The organism is Streptomyces sp. NPDC059582, from assembly GCF_042735715.1.
In the GTDB taxonomy this organism is placed as follows: Bacteria; Actinomycetota; Actinomycetes; order Streptomycetales; family Streptomycetaceae; genus Streptomyces.
Window position 1 is genome coordinate 20,337 of the sequence record NZ_JBHWCC010000060.1, and the last position, 26,293, is coordinate 46,629.

At 69.3% G+C, this 26,293-nt stretch carries 26 protein-coding genes and 1 pseudogene; 17 read left to right on the plus strand and 10 right to left on the minus strand.

Annotated features, from left to right (window positions below):
- The first annotated feature begins 629 nt into the window (after window positions 1–629).
- Both ACFV0T_RS35390 and ACFV0T_RS35395 read left to right on the plus strand, forming a co-directional pair.
- On the plus strand, window positions 630–1,007 hold the full coding sequence (locus ACFV0T_RS35390; RefSeq protein WP_385788581.1) for a DUF2267 domain-containing protein: 378 nt from the start codon (window positions 630–632) through the stop codon (window positions 1,005–1,007).
- Between the two features lie 99 nt (window positions 1,008–1,106).
- Window positions 1,107–2,162, plus strand: coding sequence for an LLM class oxidoreductase (locus ACFV0T_RS35395; RefSeq protein WP_385788583.1), 1,056 nt, complete (start codon window positions 1,107–1,109; stop codon window positions 2,160–2,162).
- Window positions 2,163–2,202: 40 nt separating this feature from the next.
- On the opposite strand, the gene ACFV0T_RS35400 is transcribed toward ACFV0T_RS35395, so the two are convergent.
- The 3 genes from ACFV0T_RS35400 to ACFV0T_RS35410 all read right to left on the minus strand — a co-directional run bounded on the left by ACFV0T_RS35400 (window position 2,203) and on the right by ACFV0T_RS35410 (window position 4,963).
- Window positions 2,203–2,814: an NADPH-dependent FMN reductase gene (locus ACFV0T_RS35400; RefSeq protein ID WP_385788585.1), complete on the minus strand. Its 612-nt coding sequence runs from the start codon at window positions 2,812–2,814 to the stop codon at window positions 2,203–2,205.
- A gap of 13 nt (window positions 2,815–2,827) precedes the next feature.
- Window positions 2,828–3,673 (minus strand): aldo/keto reductase, encoded by an 846-nt coding sequence (locus tag ACFV0T_RS35405; protein ID WP_385788586.1) that lies wholly within the window; start codon window positions 3,671–3,673, stop codon window positions 2,828–2,830.
- A 102-nt stretch (window positions 3,674–3,775) separates the two neighbouring features.
- Window positions 3,776–4,963 carry an MFS transporter gene (locus ACFV0T_RS35410; protein WP_385788587.1) on the minus strand — a complete coding sequence of 396 codons (1,188 nt, stop codon included), beginning with the start codon at window positions 4,961–4,963 and terminating at the stop codon, window positions 3,776–3,778.
- Window positions 4,964–5,229: 266 nt separating this feature from the next.
- Here ACFV0T_RS35410 and ACFV0T_RS35415 point away from each other — a divergent pair, with 266 nt between their 5' ends.
- Window positions 5,230–6,120, plus strand: a complete 891-nt coding sequence (locus ACFV0T_RS35415) for a LysR family transcriptional regulator (RefSeq protein ID WP_385788589.1) — start codon at window positions 5,230–5,232, stop codon at window positions 6,118–6,120.
- Between the two features lie 328 nt (window positions 6,121–6,448).
- Here ACFV0T_RS35415 and ACFV0T_RS35420 read toward each other — a convergent pair whose 3' ends face one another.
- Entirely contained in the window at window positions 6,449–8,218 is a 1,770-nt protein-coding gene (locus tag ACFV0T_RS35420) for a PucR family transcriptional regulator (protein WP_385788591.1), read from the minus strand.
- 287 nt (window positions 8,219–8,505) lie between these two features.
- Here ACFV0T_RS35420 and dnaK point away from each other — a divergent pair, with 287 nt between their 5' ends.
- Genes dnaK through ACFV0T_RS35460 form a run of 8 tightly spaced genes read left to right on the plus strand, consistent with a single transcriptional unit; the run spans window position 8,506 to window position 17,541 of the window.
- Window positions 8,506–10,407, plus strand: a complete 1,902-nt coding sequence (dnaK, locus tag ACFV0T_RS35425) for a molecular chaperone DnaK (protein ID WP_385788592.1) — start codon at window positions 8,506–8,508, stop codon at window positions 10,405–10,407.
- An 8-nt stretch (window positions 10,408–10,415) separates the two neighbouring features.
- The gene (locus ACFV0T_RS35430; protein ID WP_385788594.1) at window positions 10,416–11,024 is read left to right on the plus strand and encodes a nucleotide exchange factor GrpE; all 609 of its coding nucleotides are present in this window, start codon (window positions 10,416–10,418) and stop codon (window positions 11,022–11,024) included.
- 6 nt (window positions 11,025–11,030) lie between these two features.
- Window positions 11,031–11,984, plus strand: a complete 954-nt coding sequence (locus ACFV0T_RS35435; protein WP_385788596.1) for a DnaJ C-terminal domain-containing protein — start codon at window positions 11,031–11,033, stop codon at window positions 11,982–11,984.
- A complete protein-coding gene (locus ACFV0T_RS35440) occupies window positions 11,981–12,388 on the plus strand; it encodes a chaperone modulator CbpM (RefSeq protein WP_385788598.1) in 408 nt (135 codons plus the stop codon). Before ACFV0T_RS35435 ends, ACFV0T_RS35440 begins: the two co-directional genes overlap by 4 nt.
- Complete coding sequence (gene clpB, locus ACFV0T_RS35445) at window positions 12,379–15,018, plus strand: ATP-dependent chaperone ClpB (protein WP_385788600.1); 2,640 nt, start codon at window positions 12,379–12,381, stop codon at window positions 15,016–15,018. Before ACFV0T_RS35440 ends, clpB begins: the two co-directional genes overlap by 10 nt.
- Window positions 15,015–15,461 carry a thioredoxin gene (gene trxA / locus ACFV0T_RS35450; RefSeq protein ID WP_385788602.1) on the plus strand — a complete coding sequence of 149 codons (447 nt, stop codon included), beginning with the start codon at window positions 15,015–15,017 and terminating at the stop codon, window positions 15,459–15,461. Before clpB ends, trxA begins: the two co-directional genes overlap by 4 nt.
- A gap of 5 nt (window positions 15,462–15,466) precedes the next feature.
- A complete protein-coding gene (locus ACFV0T_RS35455) occupies window positions 15,467–15,730 on the plus strand; it encodes a UBP-type zinc finger domain-containing protein (protein WP_067378125.1) in 264 nt (87 codons plus the stop codon).
- A complete protein-coding gene (locus tag ACFV0T_RS35460) occupies window positions 15,730–17,541 on the plus strand; it encodes an FAD-dependent oxidoreductase (protein ID WP_385788603.1) in 1,812 nt (603 codons plus the stop codon). The genes ACFV0T_RS35455 and ACFV0T_RS35460 overlap by 1 nt, the downstream gene beginning before the upstream one ends.
- A gap of 226 nt (window positions 17,542–17,767) precedes the next feature.
- Here ACFV0T_RS35460 and ACFV0T_RS35465 read toward each other — a convergent pair whose 3' ends face one another.
- A complete protein-coding gene (locus ACFV0T_RS35465) occupies window positions 17,768–18,358 on the minus strand; it encodes an SMI1/KNR4 family protein (protein ID WP_385788605.1) in 591 nt (196 codons plus the stop codon).
- A gap of 246 nt (window positions 18,359–18,604) precedes the next feature.
- Between ACFV0T_RS35465 and ACFV0T_RS35470 the strand changes: the two genes are divergently transcribed.
- From ACFV0T_RS35470 to ACFV0T_RS35480, 3 genes are all read left to right on the plus strand, one after another.
- Complete coding sequence (locus tag ACFV0T_RS35470; RefSeq protein ID WP_385788607.1) at window positions 18,605–19,474, plus strand: IS5 family transposase; 870 nt, start codon at window positions 18,605–18,607, stop codon at window positions 19,472–19,474.
- 190 nt (window positions 19,475–19,664) lie between these two features.
- Window positions 19,665–19,961, plus strand: coding sequence for a DUF6247 family protein (locus tag ACFV0T_RS35475; protein ID WP_385788609.1), 297 nt, complete (start codon window positions 19,665–19,667; stop codon window positions 19,959–19,961).
- Window positions 19,958–20,218 carry a hypothetical protein gene (locus tag ACFV0T_RS35480; protein WP_385788610.1) on the plus strand — a complete coding sequence of 87 codons (261 nt, stop codon included), beginning with the start codon at window positions 19,958–19,960 and terminating at the stop codon, window positions 20,216–20,218. Before ACFV0T_RS35475 ends, ACFV0T_RS35480 begins: the two co-directional genes overlap by 4 nt.
- On the opposite strand, the gene ACFV0T_RS35485 is transcribed toward ACFV0T_RS35480, so the two are convergent.
- A complete protein-coding gene (locus ACFV0T_RS35485; RefSeq protein ID WP_385788612.1) occupies window positions 20,175–20,516 on the minus strand; it encodes a LexA family protein in 342 nt (113 codons plus the stop codon). The genes ACFV0T_RS35480 and ACFV0T_RS35485 overlap by 44 nt on opposite strands.
- 357 nt (window positions 20,517–20,873) lie before the next feature.
- Between ACFV0T_RS35485 and ACFV0T_RS35490 the strand changes: the two genes are divergently transcribed.
- Both ACFV0T_RS35490 and ACFV0T_RS35495 read left to right on the plus strand, forming a co-directional pair.
- A complete protein-coding gene (locus ACFV0T_RS35490; protein WP_385788614.1) occupies window positions 20,874–21,071 on the plus strand; it encodes a hypothetical protein in 198 nt (65 codons plus the stop codon).
- Between the two features lie 413 nt (window positions 21,072–21,484).
- Window positions 21,485–21,613: pseudogene (locus ACFV0T_RS35495) on the plus strand (transposase); the annotation flags it as partial.
- 113 nt (window positions 21,614–21,726) lie between these two features.
- Here the strand turns inward: ACFV0T_RS35495 and ACFV0T_RS35500 are convergent.
- Window positions 21,727–22,335, minus strand: a complete 609-nt coding sequence (locus tag ACFV0T_RS35500; RefSeq protein WP_385788616.1) for an HAAS signaling domain-containing protein — start codon at window positions 22,333–22,335, stop codon at window positions 21,727–21,729.
- Complete coding sequence (locus ACFV0T_RS35505; protein ID WP_385788635.1) at window positions 22,332–22,688, minus strand: PadR family transcriptional regulator; 357 nt, start codon at window positions 22,686–22,688, stop codon at window positions 22,332–22,334. Before ACFV0T_RS35505 ends, ACFV0T_RS35500 begins: the two co-directional genes overlap by 4 nt.
- Before the next feature lie 192 nt (window positions 22,689–22,880).
- On the opposite strand from ACFV0T_RS35505, the gene ACFV0T_RS35510 reads away from it, so the two are divergent.
- Window positions 22,881–23,798, plus strand: a complete 918-nt coding sequence (locus tag ACFV0T_RS35510; protein WP_385788637.1) for a hypothetical protein — start codon at window positions 22,881–22,883, stop codon at window positions 23,796–23,798.
- Window positions 23,799–24,061: 263 nt separating this feature from the next.
- On the opposite strand, the gene ACFV0T_RS35515 is transcribed toward ACFV0T_RS35510, so the two are convergent.
- A complete protein-coding gene (locus ACFV0T_RS35515; protein WP_385788617.1) occupies window positions 24,062–25,354 on the minus strand; it encodes an MFS transporter in 1,293 nt (430 codons plus the stop codon).
- 190 nt (window positions 25,355–25,544) lie between these two features.
- Entirely contained in the window at window positions 25,545–26,291 is a 747-nt protein-coding gene (locus ACFV0T_RS35520; protein WP_385788619.1) for an SDR family NAD(P)-dependent oxidoreductase, read from the minus strand.
- Window positions 26,292–26,293 lie beyond the last annotated feature (2 nt).

The window sequence follows — 26,293 nt, forward strand, 5'->3', positions numbered from 1 at the left end:
GGCGTCGTTCGCTCCCGCCCGCGCCGCCATCGGCTGTCACCCGGTCGAGATTCGCAGAGCCCCCTGCCGAGCGCCTCCGCACCCCAGGCCGAAAAAGGGAGCCCCCTCTTCCCCTGGCAGAGCAGCATGAAGTGCGCAGGCATCCCCGGCCAGCCGTATGGCCATCCGTCCGCAGGAGGCTGCACGGCGTTGCAACGTCTCGGATCGATACGAAAGTGTCGCTGGCGGACATCGCCCGACAGCTCGCCTGCATCGAACGCGCTGTCGCTTTCGACGCCGAACGGGCCGAAGGGGCCGGCCGGAACGCGGCGGCGGGAAAGCCGACTGCGCCCGCAGGCACGGCGCCCTGACGCACATCGGGCAGACCGGCGCCGGCTCCCCTCGCCGGGGCGGAGGCGCATGCACTTGTGCTCGGAGTTCTATCGAGCCCACCTCTTTTCCTCCCGCCGGGAGCAGGCAGGGTGTGGCCCACATCCGGAGCATTGAAGTGTGGGGTGTCACTCGGCCCTGCTGAGGCGCATGCACCATGACGTGCCTCGGCCCGCCCCTCTCACCCGCACGACGCACCCTTCGGTGGCTGTCTCAAGTCCCCGTCGGCGAGCTGCACAGCTTGAGAAGGAGGACGGCTCATGGACTACAGCACCTTCCTCGACACCATCACCCGGCGCGCCACTGTCCCTCCGGACAAGGCGGAGCCCCTCACCCGAGCCACCCTGGAAACCCTGGCCGAGCGGCTCACCAGGGGTGAGGCGGAGGACCTCGCGTCCGAACTGCCCAAGCCGCTGAAGGAACCGCTGGTCTCTCCCACTCCTGAGGCCGAGCCTTTCGGACTCGACGAGTTCGTCAATCGGGTGAGCAGACGAGCGGGGGTGAGCCCGGACGAGGCCCGCGAGGGCGTACGGGCCGAGCTGAGCACCCTGAGGGACGCGGTCAGTGACGGGGAGTTCCGCCACGTACTGGCCCAGCTGCCCCGGGACTTCGAGGCTCTCGTCGGCGCCCCGGGCTAGGAGGAGCCGTGACCGACAAGGGCGGCGCCGTCATCGAGGAGACGGAGGCCGGGGTGCCAGGGGCTGGCCGGCCACTGCATGAAATCGCCGGAGGATCGCATGACGCAACCGACAGTTCCCTCAGCCGGCGCACCCGTGGACGTTGAAGGCGGGGCGCAGCGGCCGTTCTCCGAGCACGCGGCCATGGCCAGGGCGTATCCCGGCGGCAGGATGACCGTGGGCGCCATCACGCCACTAGAGGGCTTCGACGGGCCCGTGCCGTCCCTGGCCGGGCACATCGAGCGGATCCAGCAGGCCGAGCGGGCCGGCTTCGCCTCGGTGTGGGTCCGTGACGTGCCGCTGCTGGACCCGAGCTTCGGGGACGCCGGGCAGGTCTTCGACCCATGGGTGTACCTGGGACAGCTCACCGCCCGCACCACCTCGATCACGCTGGGGACCGCCAGCATCGTCATGCCGCTGCGGCATCCATTGCACACCGCCAAGGCGGCCGCCTCGGTGGACCAGCTGTCAGGCGGACGGCTCCTGCTCGGGGTGGCCACCGGTGACCGGCCCGTGGAATTCCCGGCCCTCGGTCAGGACCTGGGCGACCGGGCCGAGAGGTTCCGGCAGTCGCTGGAGTACTTCCGTGTCGTCCTCGAGCACCGTTTCCCGCACGTGGAGTCGCCGCTCGGCCAGATGCGCGGCACCGATCTGCTGCCCAAGCCGGTGTACCGGCGGATCCCCGTACTGATGACGGGACACGGCAGGCAGGACGTCCGGTGGATCGCCGGCAACACGGACGGCTGGCTGTACTACACCCCGCCGCTCCAGCAGCAGGCCGAGAACATCGAGCGTTGGCGGGAGCTGACCCGCAGTGACGGCGGTGGGTTCAAGCCGTACGCCCAGGCCACCTATCTGGACCTGACCGAGGACCCGCTGGCCCTGCCCCGGCGCATCCACCAGGGCTTCTCGGTGGGCCGGGTGTCGTTCCTCGCGATGATGCGGGCCTGGCAGGACATCGGCATCGACCAGCTGATGATCAACTTCAAGCACAGCCGCCGCCCGGTCGCCGAAGTGATCGACGAACTGGCCGAGCACGTGCTGCCGCACTTCCCGCCCGGGCGCTCCGGGGCGCGCGGCGAGCCCGCCCGGTCCGCGGGGCGGACCGGGCCCTGAGGGAGTGCGACCTCCTGCGCCCCTGCGTGGTAGGGGAGGTTCACTCCAGGACGGCCCCGGACGGCCGCTCCTGGGCGTAGTCACACGTGCCCTCCGCCCGGAACTGCAGGGCCGCCCCGGTCACCTCCGCGCCGAGGCCGCGCAATTGGTCCGCGACCGCCTGGTCGGTGAGGCGTCCGTCGCCATCGAAGACCCGAGAGGACCGCGGGACCGCGAACACCAGCGGCACCGCCCAGCCGCGCAGCGACCGGACGATGAACTCCATCGCATTGATCGCCTGCAGGCCCTGCACTCCACCGGCGGTCGCCAGCAACCCCACGGGTGTGTTGCTCAGGTAGGGCGGGTCGTGGTCGGCCAGGAGGGCGAGCCAGTCCACCGCGTTCTTGAACGCGCCGCTGACCGACCCGTGGTACGTCGGGCTGCTCCACAGCAGGGCGTCGGCGGCCTGCACGGTGTCCGCAAACCGGCGAGCGGACGGTGGGATCCCGTGCTCGGAGGTGTAGAACGGAAGTTCCAGCCGCTTGAGGTCGATCACCTGGGTGTCGGCGCCCGCCTCGGCGGCCCCCTCGACCGCCACACACAGTGCGGTGAGGCTGGTCGACGGGGTGCGCAGCGAGCCCCCCATTCCGACGACGAGCGGGGGGCGCGTCATCCTGTCCACTCCTTCAGAGCATCTCCAGGGGCGTGGGCCCGCTGGGCGGCGGGAACGCCTCGTCGAGGGCGTCGAGCGCCTCGGTGGGAAGGTGGAGGTCCATCGCGCCGCGGTTCTCCCGAACGTGGTCGGGTGATCCGGAACGCGGGATCGCGGCCACCCCCTGTTCCAGCACCCAGGCGAGTGCCACCTGGGTCGGCGTGGCTCCGAGGGCCCGGGCCACGGCACCCAGAGCCTCGACCTTCAGCAGCCGCCCCTGCTCGATCGGGGAGTAGGCCATGATCGTCACCCCGGCCTCGCGGCACCAGGGGAGCAGATCCCACTCGATGCCGCGCCGGGAGAGGTTGTACAGCACCTGGTCGGTGGCCACGGCGTCGCCACCGGGGAGGGTGGTCAGCTCGACCATGTCGGCGGCGTCCAGATTGCTCACGCCCCAGTAACGGATCTTCTCCGCCTCCATCAGGTCGGTGAATCCCGCAAGGGTCTCCTCGAGTGGCCACCGTCCCCGCCAGTGCAGCAGGTAGAGGTCCAGCCGTTCCGCACGGAGCCGCCGCAGACTCCCCTCACAGGCGGCGACGGTGCCCTTCCGGTCGGCGTGGCCGGGCAGCACCTTGCTGACGAGGAAGACCTCCTCCCGGCGTCCCCGGAGGGCCTCCCCGACGAGCTCCTCGGATGCGCCGTCGCCGTACATCTCCGCCGTGTCGACGACGGTCATGCCCAGGTCCACGCCCAGCCGCAGCGCGGCGATCTCCTGTTCACGCCGGGCCGGATCCTCGCCCAGGTACCAGGTGCCCTGCCCGAGTGCCGCGATCTCCTCACCGGAGGGGAGCGGGATCGTTCTGGCCGATTCCGCAGACATCTCGGGCCTCCCGTCCGCCGTGGATCCGTGTCACACGCGCCCGCACCGAGTGCCCAGGTCCGCGCCTCCCAGACAACCGGTGTCGCATGCGCCGCAGGGAGGTCAGGAGGGGCGAGCGGACTGCGCCGAGCGCGTGCCGGGACCGGGTGCGCGGTCACGCAAGGCGACGGCGACCGACACGACGGCACCGCAGGAGAGGACCGCCGCGAAGCCGATCATCGCGGTCTGCACGGCGAAGTGCCGCAAGGCGATGCTGAACAGGACCGAGGGCAGGCCCATCCCGAGGTACGCGACGACGAAGAAGACGGCGAGGACCCCCGCGCGTGAGGCGGGCTCGGCCACTGAGACGGCACGTTCGACGCCTCCCTTGAACAGCAGCCCGGAGCCGGCTCCCGACAGGGACACGGCGACCAGGTAGAGCCAGAGCGCCGGGTGGTAGAGGGCGACGGCGCACAGGAGCAGGCCGGCCGGGAAGACCACTGCCCCCACGGTCAGGACCCGGGGCAGTGGGAGGCGCCCCAGCACCAGTTGGGCGGCCGCCGCGGAACCGAACATGAGAAAGGCCGCCAGGCCGACCACGAGGTGCGAGTCGGTGTGCAGGATGCCGTGGAGCACGCTCGCCCCGAGGGAGGAGATCAGGCCGAGGATCGCGAAGGCGAAGGCGCCCAGCGCGCCGGCCGCGCCGAACGTCCGCCGGCCGCCGGGGCGCAGGACGAACCTGCTGGGCGGTTCGGCCGCGGGCAGCTCCAGGTCCACGGTCTCCGGGGTGGACAGCACCAGCGCCAGGCACACTGCCATGGCGAGCGTGAAGATCGCCTGGGTGGTGATCAGGGGCGCGGGAAGCCATTCGGCGGCGGCTCCGGCGACCAGGGGCCCTGAGGCCAGGCCGCCGAGGTTGGCGGCGGTGGCCACGATGCTGGGCAGCACCGCACCCGTCCGTTCCGGACGGGCCTCGTGGTGGAGGTCGTGCAGGTACGTCGTCGCGGTCGAGGCCATCAGCCCCAGTCCGACACCGTTCAGGATCCTGCCCGCGATCAGCCCCGGCAGGTCCCGCCACACGATCAGTACGACCGACGCGACGATGCCGACCAGCAGCGCCGGGACGATGATGCGGCGCCGGCCGAGCCGGTCCGACAGGTGTCCCAGTCCGAGGAAGGCGGCCGCTGCGCCCACGACCATCGAGGCGTACGCCACCGTGACCGTGGTCGCGCCGAAGTGGTCCCGGGCCTCGTACAGCGGCCACAGCGGGGTCGGCGCGGTGCCGAAGGCCATCAGCACGGTGAAGGCCACCGCCACGAACCAAAAGCCGGTCGTGTGCGAGGCACGGCGCCGGGCGGGGGCGCGGGGCGGCAGGTCGGCGGGAGCGGGTGCTGGGATCCGGTGGGTCGGGTCGCCGGGAGCGTTGGCTGTGGGACGGCTCAGCGGCGTGGGAACGGCAGGCAGGGGTACCCCTCCTCGGGCGGAATTGGATGGTGCTTTCCATCCTCCTCACCAGCCGGGATCAATGCCAACGAATGTTTTTGCTGGGCTCGAGCAATGCGAGTGATACTTCTCGTGTGGAGCTACGTCAGCTGGAGCACTTCATCGCGGTCGCCGAGGAGCTGAGTTTCACGCGTGCCGCACGTCGGCTGCACGTGGTGCAGTCGGGGGTTTCCGCCGCGATCCGCTCCCTGGAGCGCGAGCTCGGCTGCGCGCTGTTCGAGCGCACGTCGCAGCAGGTCCGGCTCACCGGGGCGGGCGCGGCGCTGCTGCCGGAGGCTCGGGCCACCCTGCACGCCGCCCAGGCGGCCCAGGACGCCGTGGGCGCCGCACAGGACACGCTGCGCGGCACGGTGAACGTGGGCGCCATGGCCTCGGTCGAGGTGGTGGACCTGCCTGCGCTTCTCGGGCAGCTGCACGCGCGGCATCCGGCGATCGACGTCCGGCTGCGGCTGGCGACGACCGGCTCGGCGGGACTGGCGCACGCGTTGCTCAGCGGGGACCTGGACGTGGCCTTCCTGTCGCTGCCCGAGCACAAGCCCGCCGGGATCGACGCACGGGAGCTGGCCACGGTGCCGCTCGTCCTGGTGGTGGGCGCCGCCCATCCGCTCGCGCAGCGGGGGGAGGTGGCACTTGCGGACCTCGCGGGGGAGCCCTTCGTGGACTTCCCGCCGGGTTACGGCAACCGCGAGGTGGTCGACCGGGCGTTCGCGGTGGCGGGCGTCGTCCGCCGGGTGGCACTGGAAGTGCCCGACATCGACATGGGGGCGGCACTGGTCCGGCACGGTCTGGGCATCGCCTTCCTGCCCGCGTTCGCCGTTGCCCGCACCCCCGGCCTGCACGTCCTGGACGTCAACGGCACCATGCTCCGCTGGAGCATGCATCTCGGCACGTCGTCGACCCGGCGGCCCAGCTCGGCCCTGGGGGCGCTGCTCGACCTGGTCGACCTCCACGTCATCGCCCTGTGACGCCAGGGCCGCGGCCCTGTCACCCGTCGGGGGTGTCCGGCCCCCTGCCTCCGACTCGCTCCGGCCGCGACATCTGCCGCGGCATCCGCTGACGCTCACGCTGCCGTCGTCCATAGGCGGCGTCGGACACCTTCTCGTCCCCTTCGAGGCTGTGCCGAAGGCCCCGCCGATCATCGCGGTGGCGGTGATGAACCAAGGCCCCATCTTCTGGCGCGACGCGACCTCGCTGGATCAAACCGAGGAAGGGCCCCCACCCACTGCAGCGCTGTATCAGTGCGGCCCGCGCCCAACCGCTGCTGACACGATCGCACGAAGTTCTAGCGAGGTATCAGCCGGGGCCGCCCAGCACGATCTTCCACACTCGGGTCGCCACCTGGAGGTTCAGCCGGTCCTCGACGTTCGCGAGGTCGTTGCCGCTGATGTCGCGGATGCGCTGGAGCCGATAGCGCAGCGTGCTGCGGTGGATCGCGAGGGATTCGGCGGTCTCGTCGTAGTTGCCGCCGCAGTCGAAGTACCGGGACAGGGTCTCCACCATGGCCGAGTGGTGCCGGGAGTCGTAGTCGATGAGCTGTCCGAGCCACTCGTGGACGAACGTCTCCAGTTCCCGGTAATCGTTGCCAGGTCCCAGGATGCGGTAGAGGCCGAGCTCGTCGAAGAACGTCGTGCCGTAGCGCTCGCGGGAGTGGCGGCGCACTTCCAGGGCGCGCTGCGCCTCCTCGTAGTGGTGGGGGATGTCGGTCAGGGAGTCGCAAGGGGCGCTCACCCCGATCGTCCCGGACCGTGTCCCGGTCTCCCGAGCGAGCGCCTCGTACAACGCCCGGGCGTGCGGCCTGTCGTCGGCGACCAGGACCACGTGGTCGGAACGTCGGGTCAGCAGCGAGCGCATGCCCACGGCAGCGGCCGCCCGTCCCACGGTCTGCGCGAAGGAGTCGTCCGCAGTCCGGTTCGGCCACCGCACCACGACGATGTAGTGGCTGCGGTGCAGGTCGTGTCCGACTGCCTCGGACCGGGCGTAGGCGCTCGCCTCGTCCGTCCCTGCCAGGAGGTCGTCGACCAGCTCGCGGTGCAGCCTCAGCTCCACTTCGGCCAGATTGCGCAGGTGCGTCAGCTCCGGGGCGAGCGACGCGGCGGCGTGTTCCAGCGCGAGCACGGTGTGCTCGTCGGCCTCGCCCCGGACATCGACCAGGGCCAGCACGCCCAGGATCTCGCCGTGGGGGCGGACCAGGGTGAGCAGCCGGTCCCTTATCCGCACCGGCCCGGCCTGACGGGCGACAGCGTGCAGCATTTCGTCCTGGCGCACGGGGTCCGGTTCGGGATAGGGGTCGGGGCGGCTGGGGCCGGTCCAGGACCTCAGCCGACCGAAGCGGTCCTCGACCAGCGCGGGGAGTCCAGTGAGTTTGTGCAGTGCGCGGGTGATGGCTTCCTCGCCGCCGCTCGAGGCAGCGACGTCGGCCATGAGCGCGTGAACGGCCCGCTGGTACCCGAGCTCAGCCACGACGGAGATCAGCTGCAGCTGGAGGGCTGTGCGTTCGTCCCTGAGTCGGTGCAGCTCCAGCGCGTCCTCGCGTTGGCGGCGGTGGGCGAAAGCGACTGACAGTGCGGCAGCGGTGTGCCGGACGATCGTGGCGAGCAGGGATCGCTCGGCCTCGGATGGCCGGGAGCGGGACGTCACCACGAGGTAGCCGTGGAGTCCCTCAAGTCCGCGTAGCCCCAGGGCCCGGCCCCAGGGCCTGCCGGGTACGGTCACAGGGCCGTCCTGCCCGGCCAACTCCCGCACCCTTCGGCCCACGGCCAAGGCATGCGCCTGCCCGTTCCTCGGGCTGGGGACGAGGTCGCCGCCCACCTTGAGGTATCCGGCCTCGGCGCGGTATGGCCCCGCGGCGGCGATGTGATCCATGGTCAGTCGCAGGATCTCGTCTTCGTCCGGGGTGTCGAACAGGGCGCTGGAGAGCACCATCAGGTCGCCGGGGTCATGGTCGGCCGGGGTGCGGGGCTGTCTGCGCGCGGCCGTGGGGGGCCGCCGGGCGCTGCCCCGCGAAAGGCTGCCCGCCCGGTCAGGGCAGCGGTGGTACGGGCTGCACGTCCGACTGCCGGCCATGGGATCACTCCGTTTCTCCCCGAGAGTTCAGGGAGGCGAGCGGTATTTCGAGTACCCGCTCCGGGCCGGCTTATCCGAACGTTCGGATTCCTTCTCTCGTCCTCGTGGGGCGACCGGACCCGTGTGTTCCTGACTCGCCAGGCGCAGGCGGGGAGCCACCCGGTTCGGCACCCTGGGGAGTGCTCGAGACCCTCCGTGCGCACCGGTAGGAAATCGGCGGAGGTCCCACCCCTGAACGAACGTGATCCGGAGAGTCGACGCAGGCGCCGTAACGGGAGGAGTTCCTCATGGCCAAGGCAGTGGGCATCGACCTGGGCACCACCAACTCAGTGATCGCCGTGTGGGAGAGCGGCGAGCCGTCCGTCGTGCCCAACAGCGAGGGCAACCGCACGACACCGTCCGTGGTGGCCTTCACCGACACCGGGGAACGTCTGGTGGGCCAGCTGGCCCGGCGCCAGGCGATCCTCAACCCGAAGGGCACCATCTACTCGGCCAAGCGGTTCATCGGTCGGCACTTCGACGAGATCTCCGAGGAGGCCAGGGCGGTGGCGTACGACGTCGTCGAAGGCGACGGCGGGGCGGCCCGCTTCAAAGTGCGCGACAAGCTGTACGCGCCTGAGGAGATCAGCGCACAGGTGCTGCGGAAACTCGCTGACGACGCCTCCAAGCAGCTCGGGGAGCGGGTCACGGAGGCGGTCATTACGGTGCCCGCCTACTTCAACGACGCTCAGCGCACCGCCACCAAGGATGCCGGACGGATCGCGGGACTGGAGGTGCTGCGGATCATCAACGAGCCGACGGCGGCCGCCCTCGCGTACGGCATGGACAAGAAGGAGCACGAGACCGTCCTCGTCTTCGACCTGGGCGGCGGCACCTTCGACGTGAGCATCCTCGACGTCGGTGACGGCGTGGTGGAGGTGCGCTCCACCGCCGGCGACAGCCACCTGGGTGGCGACGACTTCGACCGGCGTCTGGTGGATTACCTCGCGGACGACTTTCAGAAGGAGAACGGCATCGACCTGCGTAAGGACCCGCAGGCGCTGCAACGACTGTTCGAGGCGGCGGAGAAGGCCAAGACCGAGCTCAGTTCGGTGACGCAGACGCAGGTCAGCCTGCCGTTCATCACCGCCGACGCCTCGGGCCCCAAGCACCTCACCGACTCGATCATGCGGTCCACGTTCGAGCAGATCACCGGCGACCTGGTGGAGCGCTGCCTGGGACCGGTCCAGCAGGCCATGGCCGACGCCAAGGTCGGCGAGAGCGACATCGACGAGGTCATTCTCGTAGGCGGTTCCACGCGTATCCCGGCGGTCCAGTCCCTGGTTCGCCGACTGACCGGCGGCAAGGAACCCAACATGAGCGTCAACCCCGACGAGGTCGTGGCACTGGGCGCCTCGATCCAGGCCGGGGTGCTCAAGGGCGAGGTCAAGGACGTCCTGCTGCTCGACGTCACACCCTTGTCGCTGGGCGTGGAGACGCGTGGCGGAGTGATGACGAAGATCGTCGAGCGGAACACCACGATCCCGGTACGCCGCAGCGAGACCTTCTCCACTGCGGAGGACAACCAACCGGCCGTCGATGTGGTGGTGCTGCAGGGCGAGCGCGAGTCCGCGGCCGACAACCGCGTGCTCGGCCGGTTCCAGCTCACCGACATCCGGCCGGCGCCGCGGGGCGAACCACAGATCGAGGTCATCTTCGACATCGACGCCAACGGCATCCTCAACGTCAAGGCCCGCGACCGGGACACCGGCAAGGAACAGGGCATCACCATCAGCGAGAGCTCCAACCTGGACCGCGGAGAGGTCGAACGCATGGTCCAGGAGGCCGAGCGCAACCAGGGCCAGGACCATGCACTTCGCGAGGCCGTCGACGCCCGCAACGAACTCGACGCCGTCGCGTACCAGGTCGAGAAGCGCCTCGCCGAACTGGGCGACGCAGCGCCCGCGCACGAGAAGGCACGCGCCGAGATGCTCGTGTCCGACGCCCGGGCGGCGGTCAAGGAAGAGGCGGGCGTGGAGCGCGTGCGGCCCCTGACCTCCGAACTCCAGCAGGTGCTCGCCGGGCTGGTGGCCCATCAGGGCGCCGCCACCGCGGATGGCGGTCCCGGCCAGGATGCCGCCGCCGGTGGTCCCACGAGTGGCGGTGGCGGTGACGATGATGTCATCGACGCCGAGTTCGACAAGGGCTGAGGCGCGCCATGCCCACCTACCCCCAGGTACCCGACCGGGCCGCGTCGGATCCGGTCGAACCGGTCCCGGAAGGCGCCGGACGCCCTCCGCGCGGGGATTTGCCCCAACCGGGCTCGCCCCGGCCCGAAGCGGCGAACGGCGAACCGGGACCCGACGCCGCCGGCCCCGCGACTGCCGAGGACGAGTACACGACCGCGATCCAGGAACTGGAGGACCGCTGGCGGCGCGCGCTCGCCGACCTCGACAACCTTCGCAAGCGCCACGCCAGGGAACTGGAGCGCGAACGGGCGGTCGAGCGGTCCCGCACGGCGGCCGCCTTCTTGCCCGTCCTCGACAACCTCGAACTCGCCCTGACCCACGCCGGCGCCGATCCGGGCGCGATCGTGGAGGGCATCCGGGCCGTACGCGACCAGGCGGTGAACGTCCTCGAACTGCTCGGCTATCCGCGGCACGCGGAAACCGGCGTCGCCTTCGACCCGGCCCGGCACGAGGTGGTCGGTCTCGTCCAGGACCCCGACGCCCCACCGGGCACGGTCGTCGAGGTGTTGCGCCCCGGTTACGGGGACGGCGAGAGGCAGCTCAGGCCGGCCGCGGTGACCGTCGCGAAGCGGGAGTGACCGGTCATGGCGCGGGACTACTACGAGGTGCTGGGCGTGTCGCGGAGCGCGAGCCAGGACGAGATCCAGCAGGCGTATCGCAAACTCGCCCGCAGGTACCACCCCGACGTCAACAAGGACCCCGGGGCGGAGGAGCGTTTCAAGGACCTCAACGAGGCACACAGCGTACTGTCCGACCCCAAGACCCGGGCCCGCTACGACCGCTTCGGCGAGGACTTCCGCAAGATCCCCGAGGACTTCGACGAACGGGTCGCGGCCGGAGCGGGCGGCGGCTTCCGCGGTCGGAGGACCGCGGGCGGGGGCGGTCCTCGCGTCCGGTACAGCACTGGCTTCGGCGACGACTTCGGCGCGGAGGGCATTGACATCGAGGACCTGTTCGGCTCCATGTTCGGAGCCGGCGCCGCCCCGGGCGGCGTCCCCGGAGCGGACCAGGAGGCCGAGCTGCCGCTCACCGTCGAGGAGGCGTACCGAGGCGGCCGGCGCACCGTCACGCTCGCCGGTCCCACCGGGCAGCCGCGGCGGTACGAGGTCGACGTGCCGCCGGGCGTCACCGACGGGCAGCGCATCCGGCTGGCGGGCGAGGGCGGCCGGGGCAGTGGTGACGCCGCCGCGGGCGACCTGTACCTGCGGGTGCGTATCCAGCCCCACCCCCGGTTCCGGCTGGACGGCCGCGACGTGCACATCCAGGTCCCGGTCGCCCCCTGGGAGGCGGCCCTGGGCGCGACCGTGCCGGTGCCCACGCCGGGTGGTGGCACGGCCAAAGTCACGGTGCCCGCGGGTTCGTCCAGCGGCCGGCGGCTGCGGCTGTGTGGCGAGGGCATGCCGAACCCACGCGGCTCGAACGGCGACCTGTACGCCGAACTCCGCATCATGGTGCCGCCCACCCTCGGCGACCGGGAGCGCGAACTGTTCGAGGAGCTCGCCGCCACTTCCTCGTTCGACCCCAGGAGGACGCGATGAACGACCGACCCGCGGGAGCGGCAGGCATCGGCTGGGCCGGCAGGGGCGCCCGTCCGGTACGAACAGGCGCCGACATCACCGCCTCGACGGCTGTCCGGTACGCGCTCGTGCCCGCCCCCAGGCTCTCCCTCGACGCCGTGGCCCGTCGCTCGGGCCTCCACCCCGATCTGATCCGCCGGTTCGTCGCCCTCGGCCTTGTCGACGCCGAACGCGACGCCGCGGGGCACCTGGTGTTCGACCCCATGGCCCCGGCGGTTCTCGCCCGCATCCAGCGGCTGCGCACCGGACTCTGCCTCAACTACGCATCCATCGGCCTGGTGCTCGACCTGCTCGACCGCATCAGCCTGCTCGAAGCCGCCCTGCGCGGCCGCGGCACGAGGAGTGAAACACCCCCATGGACATGAACCGTCTCACCCAGAAGTCCCAGGAAGCCCTCCAGGAGGCCCAGACCGCGGCTGTCGGCATGGGGCACACAGAGGTCGACGGGGAACACCTGCTGCTCGCACTTCTCGATCAGGAGGACGGCCTGATCCCGCGGTTGCTGCAGCAGGCCGGCACTGAGCCGAAGCAACTGCGCGCGGCCGTGCGCGAGGAACTCTCCCGCCGCCCGAAGGTCACCGGCCCCGGCGCGGCACCCGGCCAGGTCTTCGTCACTCAGCGCCTCGGCCGCCTGCTCGACGCCGCCGAACGGGAGGCCAAACGCCTCAAGGACGAGTATGTGTCCGTGGAGCACCTCCTGCTCGCCCTGGCCGAGGAGAGCACCTCGACTGCCGCCGGGCGACTGCTCAAACAAGCCGGCATCACCAGGGACTCGTTCCTGAGCGCGCTCACCCAGGTCCGCGGCAACCAGCGCGTCACCTCCGCCAACCCCGAGGTGGCCTACGAGGCTCTGGAGAAGTACGGCCGTGACCTGGTCCTCGAGGCTCGGTCCGGGCGGCTGGACCCGGTCATCGGCCGTGACGCGGAGATCCGCCGCGTCACCCAGATCCTCAGCCGCAAGACCAAGAACAACCCCGTCCTCATCGGCGACCCCGGCGTCGGCAAGACCGCCATCGTCGAGGGCCTGGCCCAGCGCATCGTTCGCGGCGACGTCCCCGAGGGCCTGCGCGAGAAGACGGTGTTCGCCCTCGACATGGGCTCCCTGGTCGCCGGTGCCAAGTACCGCGGCGAGTTCGAGGAACGCCTCAAGGCCGTGCTGTCCGAGGTGAAGGCCGCCCAGGGGCGCATCCTGCTCTTCGTCGACGAACTCCACACCGTCGTAGGAGCGGGCGCCGCCGAAGGGGCCATGGACGCGGGCAACATGCTCAAGCCGATGCTCGCCCGCGGCGAACTCCACATGATCGGCGCCACCACCCTCGATGAGTACCGCAAGCACATCGAGAAGGACGCCGCCCTCGAACGCCGCTTCCAGCAGGTCCTGGTCGACGAGCCGAGCGTGGAGGACACCATCTCCATCCTGCGCGGACTGCGTGAACGCCTGGAGGTGTTCCACGGCGTGAAGATCCAGGACACCGCGCTGGTCTCCGCGGCCACCCTCAGCCACCGCTACATCACCGACCGGTTCCTGCCCGACAAGGCCATCGACCTGGTCGACGAGGCGTGCGCCCGGCTGCGTACCGAGATCGACTCGATGCCCGCCGAACTCGACGAGATCACCCGCCGCGTCACCCGCCTGGAGATCGAGGAAGCGGCCCTGTCCAAGGAGACCGACCCCGCCAGCAAGACCCGCCTGGAGGAGCTGCGCAGGGAACTGGCCGACCTGCGCGGCGAGGCCGATGCCAAACACGCCCAGTGGGAGGCCGAACGGCAGGCGATCCGCCGCGTGCAGGAACTGCGCCAGGAACTGGAGCAGGTGCGCCACGACGCAGAGGAGGCCGAACGCGCCTACGACCTCAACCGCGCCGCCGAACTCCGCTACGGCCGACTCCAGGACCTGGAGCGCCGACTCGCCGCAGAAGAGGAGCAACTGGCCACCAAGCAAGGGCAGGAGCGGCTGCTGCGCGAGGTCGTCACCGAGGAGGAGATCGCCGAGATCGTCGCCGCCTGGACCGGCATCCCCGTCGCCCGTCTCCAGGAGGGCGAACGCGAGAAACTGCTGCGCCTCGACGAGATTCTGCGTGAGCGCGTCATCGGCCAGGACGAAGCCGTCAAGCTCGTCGCCGACGCCGTCATCCGCGCGCGCTCCGGCATCCGCGACCCTCGCCGCCCCATCGGCTCGTTCATCTTCCTCGGCCCCACCGGCGTCGGGAAGACCGAGCTGGCCAAGACCCTCGCCCGGACCCTGTTCGACTCCGAGGAGAACATGGTCCGCCTCGACATGAGTGAGTACCAGGAGCGGCACACAGTCAGCCGGCTGATGGGCGCACCGCCCGGATACGTCGGCTACGAGGAAGGCGGCCAGCTCACGGAGGCCGTACGCCGCAAGCCGTACTCGGTTGTGCTGTTCGACGAGATCGAGAAGGCGCACACCGATGTCTTCAACACCCTGCTGCAGATCCTCGATGACGGTCGCATCACCGATGCGCAGGGCCGAACCGTCGACTTCCGCAACACCGTGATCATCATGACGTCCAACATCGGCTCCGAGCATCTCCTCGACGGCGCCACCGCCGAAGGTGAGATCAAGCCGGACGCCCGCGCCCTGGTGATGGGCGAGCTGCGCGGGCACTTCCGCCCGGAGTTCCTCAACCGCGTCGACGACATCGTGCTGTTCAAACCGCTCGGCGAGCGGCAGATCGAGCGGATCGTGGAGCTGCAGTTCGACGAACTGCGACAGCGGCTCGCCGAACGCCGCATCACCGTCGAACTCACCGACGCCGCCCGGGAAGCGATCGCCCACCAGGGCTACGACCCGGTGTACGGGGCCCGGCCACTGCGCCGCTACATCTCCCACGAGGTCGAGACACTGGTCGGACGCGCCCTGCTGCGCGGCGACGTCCAGGACGGCGCGACGGTCCGCGTCGACGCCGAACACGGAGAGCTGGTGGTCACCTACGACCAGCCCGAGGACGTGAAGGGAGCGCGGGCGGCATGAGCACGATGCAGGCGACGACCGTCAGTTGTCCTAACTGCGGGCGCACCAACCGGGTGCCCCTGGCCGCGGAGGGCCGCCCCAAGTGCGGCCACTGCAAGCAGCCCCTACCGTGGATGGTGGACGCGGGCGACGACGACTTCACCGAGGTCGCCGAGAGGGCCGACGTCCCCGTCGTGGTCGATCTGTGGGCCACCTGGTGCGGCCCCTGCCGAATGGTCAGCCCCGCGCTGGAGAGGGTCGCCACCGATCTCGCCGGCCGAATCAAACTCGTCAAGGTCGACATCGACAAGAACCCCCGGCTGTCGCAGCGTTTCGAGGTCCAGGCGGTACCGACACTGGTCGTCCTCGACCAGGGCGAGACGGTCGCCCGGCAGACGGGGGCGGCGCCCGCCCCCGCTCTGCGCCAGTGGGTGGAACAGTCGATCACGGCCCGGGAAGGGTGATCCGGATGACCCTGCACGCAGACCCCCACCTCGCGCTTGTCCGGCCGGTCCAGCCGCTGACCCCAGAAGGCTGTCAGGAGTGTCTGCTGCTCGGCTCCCCGTGGGTCCACCTGAGGCTCTGCCTGACTTGCGGGCACGTCGGCTGCTGTGACTCCTCGCCGAACAAGCACGCGCGTAGGCACGCTGCTGCCGACGCCCATCCGATCGTGCAGTCGTTCCAGCCCGGCGAGGAATGGCGCTGGTGCTACGTTCACGAGGCGTTCGTCTGATGTCCGGCGACCAGCCGCTGCCAGGCGGAGAACCGGTGCCGGAGGAAGCGGGCGAGGTCTTCTGGGAGACCCCGGACATCTATGGCGCGTACCCGCGCCTTACGGAGGAGCAGATAGCACGTCTGGCGGAGCACGGGCAACCCCGGAGCATGGCTCCGAACGACGTGCTCATCCAGGAGGGGGAGCGCTGCGAGACATTCTTCGTCGTCCTCAGCGGTACCGTCGCCGTCGTCGAGGACTACGGCACTCCCGAGGAGCGCGTGCTGCGCGTGCACGGCCCCGGTCGCTTCATCGGCGAACTCGGGCTGCTGCACGGACAGGTCGCCTTCTACACCGCTGTCGCCAGGGACCCGGGCCAGGCCCTCGTTGTCTCCTTGGACCAGTTGCGCCACCTGGTGTCCCAGGACTCCACCATCGGTGACCTCGTGCTGCGCGCCTGTCTGGGCCGTCGCGCGCTGCTCGTCGGACAGGGTGCCGGCTTCCGCATCATCGGCTCGCGCTACTCGCCCGACACCCGGCGGCTGCGCGAGTTCGCCATCCGCAACCGGCTGCCGCACCGCTGGATCGACCTGGAGAGCGACGAGGAGGCCGAGGACCTGCTGCGCCGTTTCGGCGTCGGCCCGGAGGAGACACCGCTCGTCATCTGGCGGGACACCACCCTGTTGCGCAACCCCAGCAACGCGGAACTGGCCCGGCTCATCGGCCTGCCGTCACTGCCCGCCGGAAACCGTCACGGCGACGTCCTCATCGTCGGCTCCGGACCCGCCGGCCTCGCGGCTGCGGTGTACGCCGCCTCCGAGGGACTGAGCACCACCGTGGTGGAGGCGATGGCCACCGGCGGCCAGGCCGGCACGTCGTCCCGCATCGAGAATCTGCTCGGCTTCCCCGCAGGCATCTCAGGCGCCGAACTCACCGAACGCGCCGTGCTCCAGGCCGACAAGTTCGGCGCCAGGATCAGCATTCCGGTGGAGGCGACCGGTCTCCATCACAAGGACGAGGACCACTACGTGGTGGCGTTCGCCGACGGCAGCGAGATCGCCGCCCGCGCCGTCGTCCTGGCCACGGGTGCTCGTTACCGCCGTCTCCAGGTGCCCGGCATCGAACGCCTGGAGGGAACGAGCGTCCACTACTCGGCGACCGTCTACGAGGCCCAGCAGTGCCGCACCGACCCGGTGGCCGTCGTCGGCGGAGGCAATTCGGCGGGCCAGGCGGTGCTGTTCCTCGCCAAGTACGCGCCGAAGGTGCACCTGCTGGTCCGAGGACCCAGCCTTGAGGCCAACATGTCCCGCTACCTGGTCGACCAGGTCGAGCGCCATCCGCGGGTGGAGGTCATGCTGCACACCGAGGTCACCGAGGTCATCGGCCAGGAGGTGCTGGAGCAGCTAGACGTCGTCGACAACCGCACGGGCGGGCACCGCCGACTCGCGGTACGGGGCCTGTTCGTCTTCACCGGCGCCGACCCCCACACCGAGTGGCTCGCCGGCACCATCGCCCTCGACTCCCGCGGTTTCGTCCTCACCGGGCCGGAGGCCCAGGAAGCTTGCGCCTACCCCGAGGTGTGGCACGGCCGCGGGCGCTCGCGCATGACCCTGGAGACCAGCCTGCCCGGGGTCTTCGCGGTAGGGGACGTCCGCAGCGGCTCGGTGAAGCGGGTGGCCTCGGCGGCCGGTGAGGGCGCGATGGCCATCCACTTCGTGCACCGGCACCTGGGGCACACGGCCGCACCCGGCACCACGGGCACCTCCGCTGCCGCGGGCGGCTCGGACGTCTCCCCACGCATACGTCACAAGGAGTCCGCATGGTTCGCATGACGAATGGCGGGCGATGCGATCATGAGAAGGAAGAAGGAGGCGATGGCCATGCCCGGCCGGCGCCATCGCGGTGGCGGTCTGCAGGTACCGTAGAGCGCTGCATCAACCGCCTCAAGCAGTGGCGCGGCCTGGCCGCACGAACCGACAAGCTCGGGATCGCCTACCAGGCCGCACTCCACCTCGCAGGAGTCCTCATCTGGACCCGAAGCTGACCAGAAGACAGAACCTAACGGTGAACGACAGGGTTTGGTGGAAGGGATGGCCCCCAGCCCGGCGGCAAGAGTGCCCACGAACCGTGATCCAACCACTCCCCGAATTGGATAGGTCGGGCGCCACCGATGTGGTCCAAGGACAGCGGGACGATCCGGTCACAGGTAGCCCGTCCGTCCCACCAAACCGTGCCAGCCAGTGAGCCGGCGAGGGCCAACAGAGTGGAGAAGCCGCAGCCGTGCTCCTGGATGACGATCGCACCGGCCGTCTTCAGGCCCTCGAACTTGTCGGCCTCGTTGTCCCAGGCACGCCAAGCTCTCCGATACGCGGCGTCGTCCCCGAACGCCTCAGCCTGTGGCTCACGCGCCATCAGTTCGTCGTCGGCCTCGGCATAGGAGTCGGGATGTGCAAAGGGAATGGCCAGCAGCTCGCGCCTCCGCACGTCGTTCCCGGCCCACCACCAACCACGCCTGGTCCGCTCAAGCCTGAAAAGCGCCCCGCCTGCGCTCACCTGGCAGAGGTATGCCCGGTATTCCTCGGGAAAAGTTACACCGAGTTCCTGTTCGGCCTCGACGATCTCGTCTGCGGTGAGGGGCGACTCCGTCATGGGGCGAGCCTAAGAGGTCGTTTTCATCCGACTTGCACGTAATTACGCGGTTTCATGAAGTGCGGCAATGTGGTGCAGAAGAGAGCATCGTTGCGGTTGCGGCATGCGGGTCGGATGGAGTGACCGGCGGGACGGGATGGAACCCGTGCCTGTTTCATTCCTAAAGGCCTGCTTCGCCACCTGCATGCTTCTGTCGGCATTGCGGCGCGCCTGGGCGCACTCGCTCCGCAGCGATACGCCACGAGTGTGACAACGCGACGTCCGTATCCGAGTGATCTGTCCGATGCCCGCTGGGAGTTGATCGAGCCGGTTCTGGCGGCCTGGCGCTTCGAGCGCCGCGGCAGGGCCCTGGGCTTCGGCCGGCCGCCCGAGCACGACCTGCGCGACATCATGGATGCGATCTTGTATGTGGACCGGACCGGGGTCCAGTGGCGCTACCTTCCGCATGACTTCCCGCACTGGAACACGGTCTACGGCTACTTCGCCAGGTGGCAGCAGGAAGGTGTGTTCGCCCAGCTCAATGGCCTGCTCAGGCAACTCTTGCGACAGAAGGAGGGACGGGAGGCCGAACCGTCGGCCTGCGTGATCGACGCGCAGAGCGTGAAAACCTCCACCAGCGTGCTCGCCTCCAGCCAGGGCATCGATGCCGGGAAGAAAATCGTCGGGCGGAAGCGGAGCATCGTCACCGACACCATCGGCCTTCTCCTCGCGGTGCTGGTCACCGCGGCAAGCGTGCAGGACTCCAACGCCGGCACCCAACTCCTCGACCAGGTCGCCGTCGAACATCCCCGCGTCCGCAAGGTGTGGGTCGACGGCGGCTACCGCCAGCACCTCGTCGAACACGCCGCCACCCTCGGCATCGACATGGAAATCACCCAACGCACCCCCGGGACCAGAGGATTCACCCCGATCCCGAAGCGGTGGGCGGTCGAGCGGACCTACGGCTGGCTCATGCTCAACCGCCGACTGGCCCGCGACTACGAGACCATCCCCGCACGTTCCGAAGCCATGATCTACATCGCCATGACCGACCTCATGGCCCGCCGCCTCACCGGAGAGAACACCATCTCCTGGCGCGACCCGACAGCGCAGACCAAACAGCAGATTCCGGGATGAAACAACGGGAGAAAACGACCTCTAAGCCGTGTCGTGCAGACCATCGGCTCGTTCAAACAGGCTCCAGCGTCATGGCCGAGTCGAACCGATCCAAGAGACACGGCCTAGGCGGAAAGGAAAACAGGCATAGCCGCTTCCGTCGCCTGCTGCCGCGCGTACGGTGGCGGGTAGGACCCGCCTGGAGGTGCCGATGAGTGCGCAGCCCGAAGAGATCCCGGCCCCGCCGGCCCCGGCCGCCGCCGCCCAGCTCCTCACCGCGCTGCGCGCCGACCGGCGTGCCGAGATGTGGGTGCCGGCCTTCGAACGGGACTGGGCCAAGGCGTTGGAGGACTCCAGCCACACCTACAGCCTCACCCCCCTGCACGACGTCGTACGCACCTGGCAGTTGCGCCTCGCCGCGACCCCGGCCGTCGACGCCTACATGGACTCCGGTCGCGACGAGACCGGCTTCGTGGACCTGGACGACATCCTCGGCCCCCGCCCGTGACCGACCAGCCGTGGACGGTGCGCCTGTCCCCACAGGCCACGAAGACCCTCACCGAGCTCCCCTCCCATGCCAAGGAGATGGTGCGCGACGTCCTGGACATCGCGGTGCGCTCCCCGTGGGGCTGGCCCCAGTGGAACGCCGGAGACCCGGAAGGCGAAGACGTCCGCGCCGCGTCCGTGGGGCAGTTGTCCGTTGTTTATGTGATCAACCGGCTCACCCGGCGGCTGTCCGTCCTGGACATCGTCTGGCTCGGGTAGCAGGCCTTGATGCCAGCGCCGTGGGCACGGTGTCACGGGGGCAGCGCAGCAACTGCATGGGCCAGGACGCCAGGGGGTGCTCTGTCAACCCCGCACCGTCACGGGTGGCGGTCAGCGACCGCAGTGCGGGCCGCGTCCGAGTCAGGTGGTGGCTGACCGTCGACGGGGACAGCCCGACCACCGCGGAGAGTTCACGCACGGACGGTTCCTCGCCATGCGCGGCGACCCACTCGCGGTGGGCGCGCAGCAGCGCCGCCCGCCGCTCTGTCGCGGGCTGCCGGTCGGCACCGCGCGCCACGCGTGGGCCTGCTGCCGGGCGAGTTCCTTGAGCGCCATCCGGGCCGTCGGCGTTTCGGCCGGACTCTGCCAGTACGGGTGTGCGGCGATGAGCCGGGACAGTTCCTGCAGGCGTCGCCGCTGCGCGGCGGTGCCGTGCGTGGCCGGAGCGTGAGCGAGGCCCCGATACGTGGTGTCGGTCCGGGCCTGGACGAGTCGTGGGGGAACGGGGAGGCGTCCATACAGCGATTAGATCGCATGTTCGCTTTCTGGGGCAAAGCGAGCAGGCTACTCACGGTGACGTTCCAAAATGCCGTCTTTTCGACAGCGTGTGACGCTGAAGTCACCGTCAGTTCCTACTCCAAATGGAGGCGTCATCATGGCTGAGCACAAGAGCGGTCAGACGAAGAAGAGCATGGACCCCGCCAAGCAGCGCGAGAACGCGTCCCGCGAGAACGCGCCCAAGGAAGGCCACGCGCCCCAGGACGAGGGCACCACTGAACGCCGCACGTCCGAGGAGACCCGGGAAGCGGGCCACAAGAGCGGCAAGGCGAGCCAGGAGAAGCGTCACCACTGACCACGCATCCCCGGCTGGAACGCGGCGAGCTGCTGACCATGAGTACCCGATCACTCGTGAGCGGTAGCGCCGTGCGTGCAATAACACGGGTTCCGGGGATCAGCCAGAGATCCCCGGAACCCGATTCGGGGGTGCCCCGTCAACGACGAAAAGCCCGCACCGTCACGCTGCCCACTCCAGGCCGAGTGCGATGTGCTGGCTTCGTGTCAGTGGGGGCGTGTCAGTCACGGTTGCGTGGGAGAACTGTGTGCTTGCTGGTCATCGGCCTGTGGCTAGGGGCTTGCCACTGTCACGGCGTGGTACTTCGCGATCTCGCGACTGTCATGGGGCGGCATATCCCCAGCTGGCTCACTGCCACGAAGCCGGCACATCGCAGCCAGGACCTCGACGCCGTCGTTGCCGGCCTCGGCCTGCGCTATAGCTCCGGCGCCGTCGAAGGCCACAACAACAAGATCAAGATGCTGAAACGGCAGATGTTCGGTCGTGCCAACTTCGATCTGCTCCGCAAGCGGGTCCTCCTCGCCGCGCGAGGCCGTTCATGATCGCGATTTCGGTGACCCTCCGTGGCCCTGGCGCTGGAAGTGTTCCAGAACCCCTTTTCGAAGACCACCGACACCCTATGTCTGATGGACGCTGTGCTGCCGGTGCGTGATCGTCAGGGTGTTGCGGCCGTGGGGTTGTCCTGGGCGTTGGCGTGCCCGTCGGAGGGCAGTGCAGTGGGGTTGTCGCTGCTGCCGGTGGGCTGCGCGCTTGGCGGCGTATTGCCGCTGACTTCATTTTGGGATGGAGCCAGGGTCGGTCCCTGATAGTCAGGCGCATCGTTGCTGGTTGTGACGCCGAAGGCCAGCGCGCCGACGACGAGTACTGTCCCTGCCAGCCCGATCAGGAGGATTTTTCTTCGTCGAGGTGTAGGCGAAGAGGTAGGAGGCTCAGGGTTCTTGTCCTGTTGCAGCTGGTCTTGGCGGTCGGTCTCGTGTTTGTGCGCCGTGTCGGCGGCAAGGGCAACAGGTTTGATCACTGGAGTGGAACCAGTGGACCGTTGGCCGCTGAGCTCAGCGGCCACGATGTTCGCGGGTGGCCCCAGCCGATCCAGGACGGTGCGGACTGCGTCGGCTTCCTGTGCGTCTGCTGCTTCCAAGCCGGCATCTATGTGTTCGACGATCTCCTGCTTGAGTTCTTCGCGTCGATCAGCGGGGAGGAAGACAGACGCGTTGTCAAATCGTTCCAGGTACTCATCTATGAGCTTATGTCGCCTAGAGGTCACTCGTGGCTCTCCTCACTGTCCAGGAGGTTGTCAACGGAAGTTTTGAAAGGCACCCACTCGCGAGCGAACTCGTCCAATGCTCGGCGCCCCGTCGCGGTCAGGGTGTAGTACCGGCGTGGGGGACCTGAGTCGGATTCCTTCCAGACGGTGTTGACCCATCCCTCCTTCCGAAGTCGTGAGAGCAGCGGGTAGATGGTGCCCTCACTGGTGACGAGTCCGTGAGCGTCGCACAGTTCTCGAACCAGTTCAAAGGCGTACCTCTCGCCGCCACGCAGCAGCGCCAGGACGCAGAACTGCAATATTCCGCGCCGGAGTTGACTCACTCCAGAACGTGCTCCATCCGGCAGTACCATGCGGGACAAGGTACCTGGTGAAGATCTGTTCCGATAGCCCGACTGCCTCACAAGGATGTGGGCGTCAGTGAGGGCGACGATCCACAGCCGCCCAGCGAGCAGCACCGATCGGCGAGATGCAGACGTGTATGCCAGTCGCTCCGTCGCGGGGTCTGGCTTCTGGACACGGCCCTGCGGCAGCCGGAGGAACTCATGCTCGCCCGCCGCGCTGAACTGCACGCGCTCAGCGCAGACTTCCAGCGGTTGGATTTCTCCCGGCGTGGTCCGGTGGACGCAGAGGTGACGGTGGGGTGTCAGTGGGGCCGCTTACGATCTGACTTGCGCTGTGCGGAGCGCGGCAACCGCGCAGATGAGAAGCAGAAATTCGTGGAGGGGGGAGGTCCGCCGGTGGACGAGGAGATGCAAGTCGCGCTGGACTGGGCACGGCAGAGCCTGAAGGAGATGGGCGTCTTCGAGGCGGAGGATGGACTGCGGTGGGCAGCGGCTCACGGCATTGTCGTGTCCGTGTGGCGCAACGGCCCGGTCGAGGACGCGCACGCTTCCCGGCCGACCAGCCGACGCAAGGCGTTGCACGACGGGACGATGTTTGCCCGCAACACCTGGCTCACCCGGCAGGCGTTCGATGTGCTGGGCTCCGACAGCCAGTTCTTTCTCTACGACCTGGAGGACCTGATCCTGGACCGGGACATGGTCTGGCCGGGATGCGAGGGGACCTTGACGGACTACGGCTGGGGATTCCTCGGAGACATCAAGAAGCACGTGAAACAGCACATCAACATGCTCGCCCACTTCAAGCGGAGACTGCCGTCAGAGGACTTCCTCCTCTTGGCCGGCGCTCCTCGGATCGGCACCCATGTCGACCACTACGGCATGCCGAGATGGCCTGCCTGCGTGGAAGCGGCGATGAGCCGTCTGAGAGGCGAGGACGAAGAGTTCTGGCGCACACGGGGCGACTTGATGACCCAGATCGGTCCCGCTCCGGCTTCCGTCACCGCGAGGCTTGAGGCGACGAGGAATCTCCTGTTGGAATCTCCGTGGGAACTGGGTGCCGACAACCTGGGCTGGTTCGCCTGGAACCCGATTCTGGAACCCGCGGGCACGACACCCTAGGCGCGGCAGCGCGAGCGGCACTTCGCCGACACCGGCCTCGCCGGACGTCCAGTGGTCGTTGACCTGCCGGTGCGCCGCCTGGTGTGCGACCGGCCAAGCTGCCCCGTCGCGACTTCGTTGAACAGGTCGAGGGACTGACCATCCGCTACGGACGGAGAACACCGCCACTGCACCGCCTGCTGGTGCAATTGTGTTGACCGTGGCTGGCAGGGCCGGAGCCCGGATGGCGTCGGTGCTCGCGCGTTGACAGACCGCATGAGGAATCACTGGCTCCGCCCGACCTTGGCCGCCCCCGAGTGGGAAGGGCCGGGGGCGGCCAGGCCATCGGAGGAGGCCACTGTCACCGAGCGCCCGGCTGCGCGCCTGCGGACGGCGGCTTCCACGACGGCCAGCAGCGCCAGCACGATCACCACGATGCCGTACCACACCGTCGTGGTGCGCAGGCCGAGGGACGGTGTGACCAGCCCGGCCACCACGGCGGGAACGCTGAAGGCGAGGTAGCTGACGACGTAGACGGAGGCGAACAGCTTCGCCCGCTCCGTGGGACCGGCCAGCGCCGCGAGCGCGCTGAAGGAGCCCAGGAGGGAGCTGCCCCAGCCGACACCGGCGAGGGCGGTTCCGACGAAGAACAGCGGCGTCGAGGGTCCGACGAGGGCGAGCAGCGTAAGAACGGTCCCTACCGCGAGGGCCACGCACCCGACAGCCATCACCCGCTGCGGCGCCAGGTTGCGTGCCAGCAGGGAGGTGACGGTTCCCGCGCTGTAGAGCGTGGCCACCACCACGGCACCGACCAGATGGCTGCCGATGTGCAGGATCCCTACAGCCAGTGAAGGGCCGAGCGAGAGGTAGAGCCCGCTGATCGCCCAGGTGGCGACGAGGCAGGGTGTGGTCGCCAGGAAGGTCCGGCGCACCTGGGGCGGCACGGCCATCTGCGGCCGCAGCGAGGCCCAGGCGCCCGGCTGGGGTGTGACCGGCTCGGGCAGGAAGTACACCGCCGCGGTCAGCAACAGGAAGGCGGTGATGAGCAGGACGAAGACCAGCGTCGTGGGGGCGGGGGCGTACTGCACCAGCAGTCCGGTGCCCAGCGCCCCGAGGGCCAGTCCGGCGGCCGGGGCGGCGCTGTTCAGCAGCGAGCCGAGGCGTGATGTGGGGGACGGCTGCAGATCCATCAGCCCGGCGCTGATGACTCCCGTAGCCGCACCCGTCGCCAGCCCCTGCAGGATGCGCGCCACCAGCAGCAGCCCGACACCGTCGGCGGTCAGGAACACGGCCATGGACGCGGCCTCGACGATCAGCGCGACAGCGAGCACGGGCCGCCTGCCGATGTAGTCGGAGAGTCCTCCGACGATCAGTAGCGCGATCAGCAGGGCCAGGGCGTAGACAGCAAAGATCGTGGTGAGCACGGTCGGTGAGAAGCCCCAACGGTGCTGGTACACCACGTAGAGCGGGGAAGGCGCGCTGGCCGCGACGAAGAGCGCGAACAGCGTGACGGTCAGAAGCCAGAAACCGACCGGGCGTGATACCCGCCTCGCCGGGCGCCGGTACTTGGTGTGCACGTCGGTGGTTCTTTCAGATAGTGGTCAGGACGATTTCCTTCGGCGAGGGTGCGCGCAGGCCCGGCCGCGGGGCCTGCGCGCAGAACCCCGGGGATCGGCTCGGGCCCGCAGCCCGTCTACCGGGCCGCCGCGTGGCCGAGACGGCGACGGTGTTCGCGCGGGGGCGTGTCGCTGGAAGTGTCGAGGCCGGTCAGAGAATGGATCGGCCGCCGTCGATCAGCAGAGTTTGCCCTGTGATGTAGGAACCTGCGGGGGAGGCGAAGAGCAGTACGGCGCCCACGACTTCGGCCGGTTCGGCGATGCGGCCCAGTGCTGTCTTGTGGCCGGCGGCTTCTTCGCGGAAGGGGTCGGACCATAGAACCTCGGAGAAGCGGGTTCGCACCGTGGCCGGAGCGATCAGATTGGCTCGCACGCCGCGGTCGCCCCACTCGGCGGCGATGTTTCTTATGAGTGAGTTCAGGGCTGCCTTGGCCGCACCGTAGACGCCCAGAATCGGTGAGGCCCGCACGGAGGCGATACTGGAGGTGACGACGACACTCCCGCCTCCGGCGGCGGCCATGCGGGGCAGGAAGCTCTGGATGAGTTCCAAATTGTTGAAGACCGTGGTGGAGAAGGCCCGTTCGACGTCCTGCCGGCCGGCTTCTGCAAGCGGGCCGTTCGGGGTGAACCCGCCCGCATGCACAATCAGACTGTCGATCCTGCCGAACCGCTGAAAGGCACGCTCGGCCAGAGAACGGGCACTGGCGGCATCGCTGATGTCGCATACGATGCCCCCGACGTCGACGCCTTCCGACCCCAGCCGCGCGCGAGCGGCCTCGAGGTCCGCACCGTCATGGCTGGAGATCACCGTTCGCGCACCCACTTGCGCGAGTCCACGCGCGATCTCCAGGCCCATGCCGGCCGTGGAGCCGGTGACCAGCGCGGTCTGCCCCGTCATGC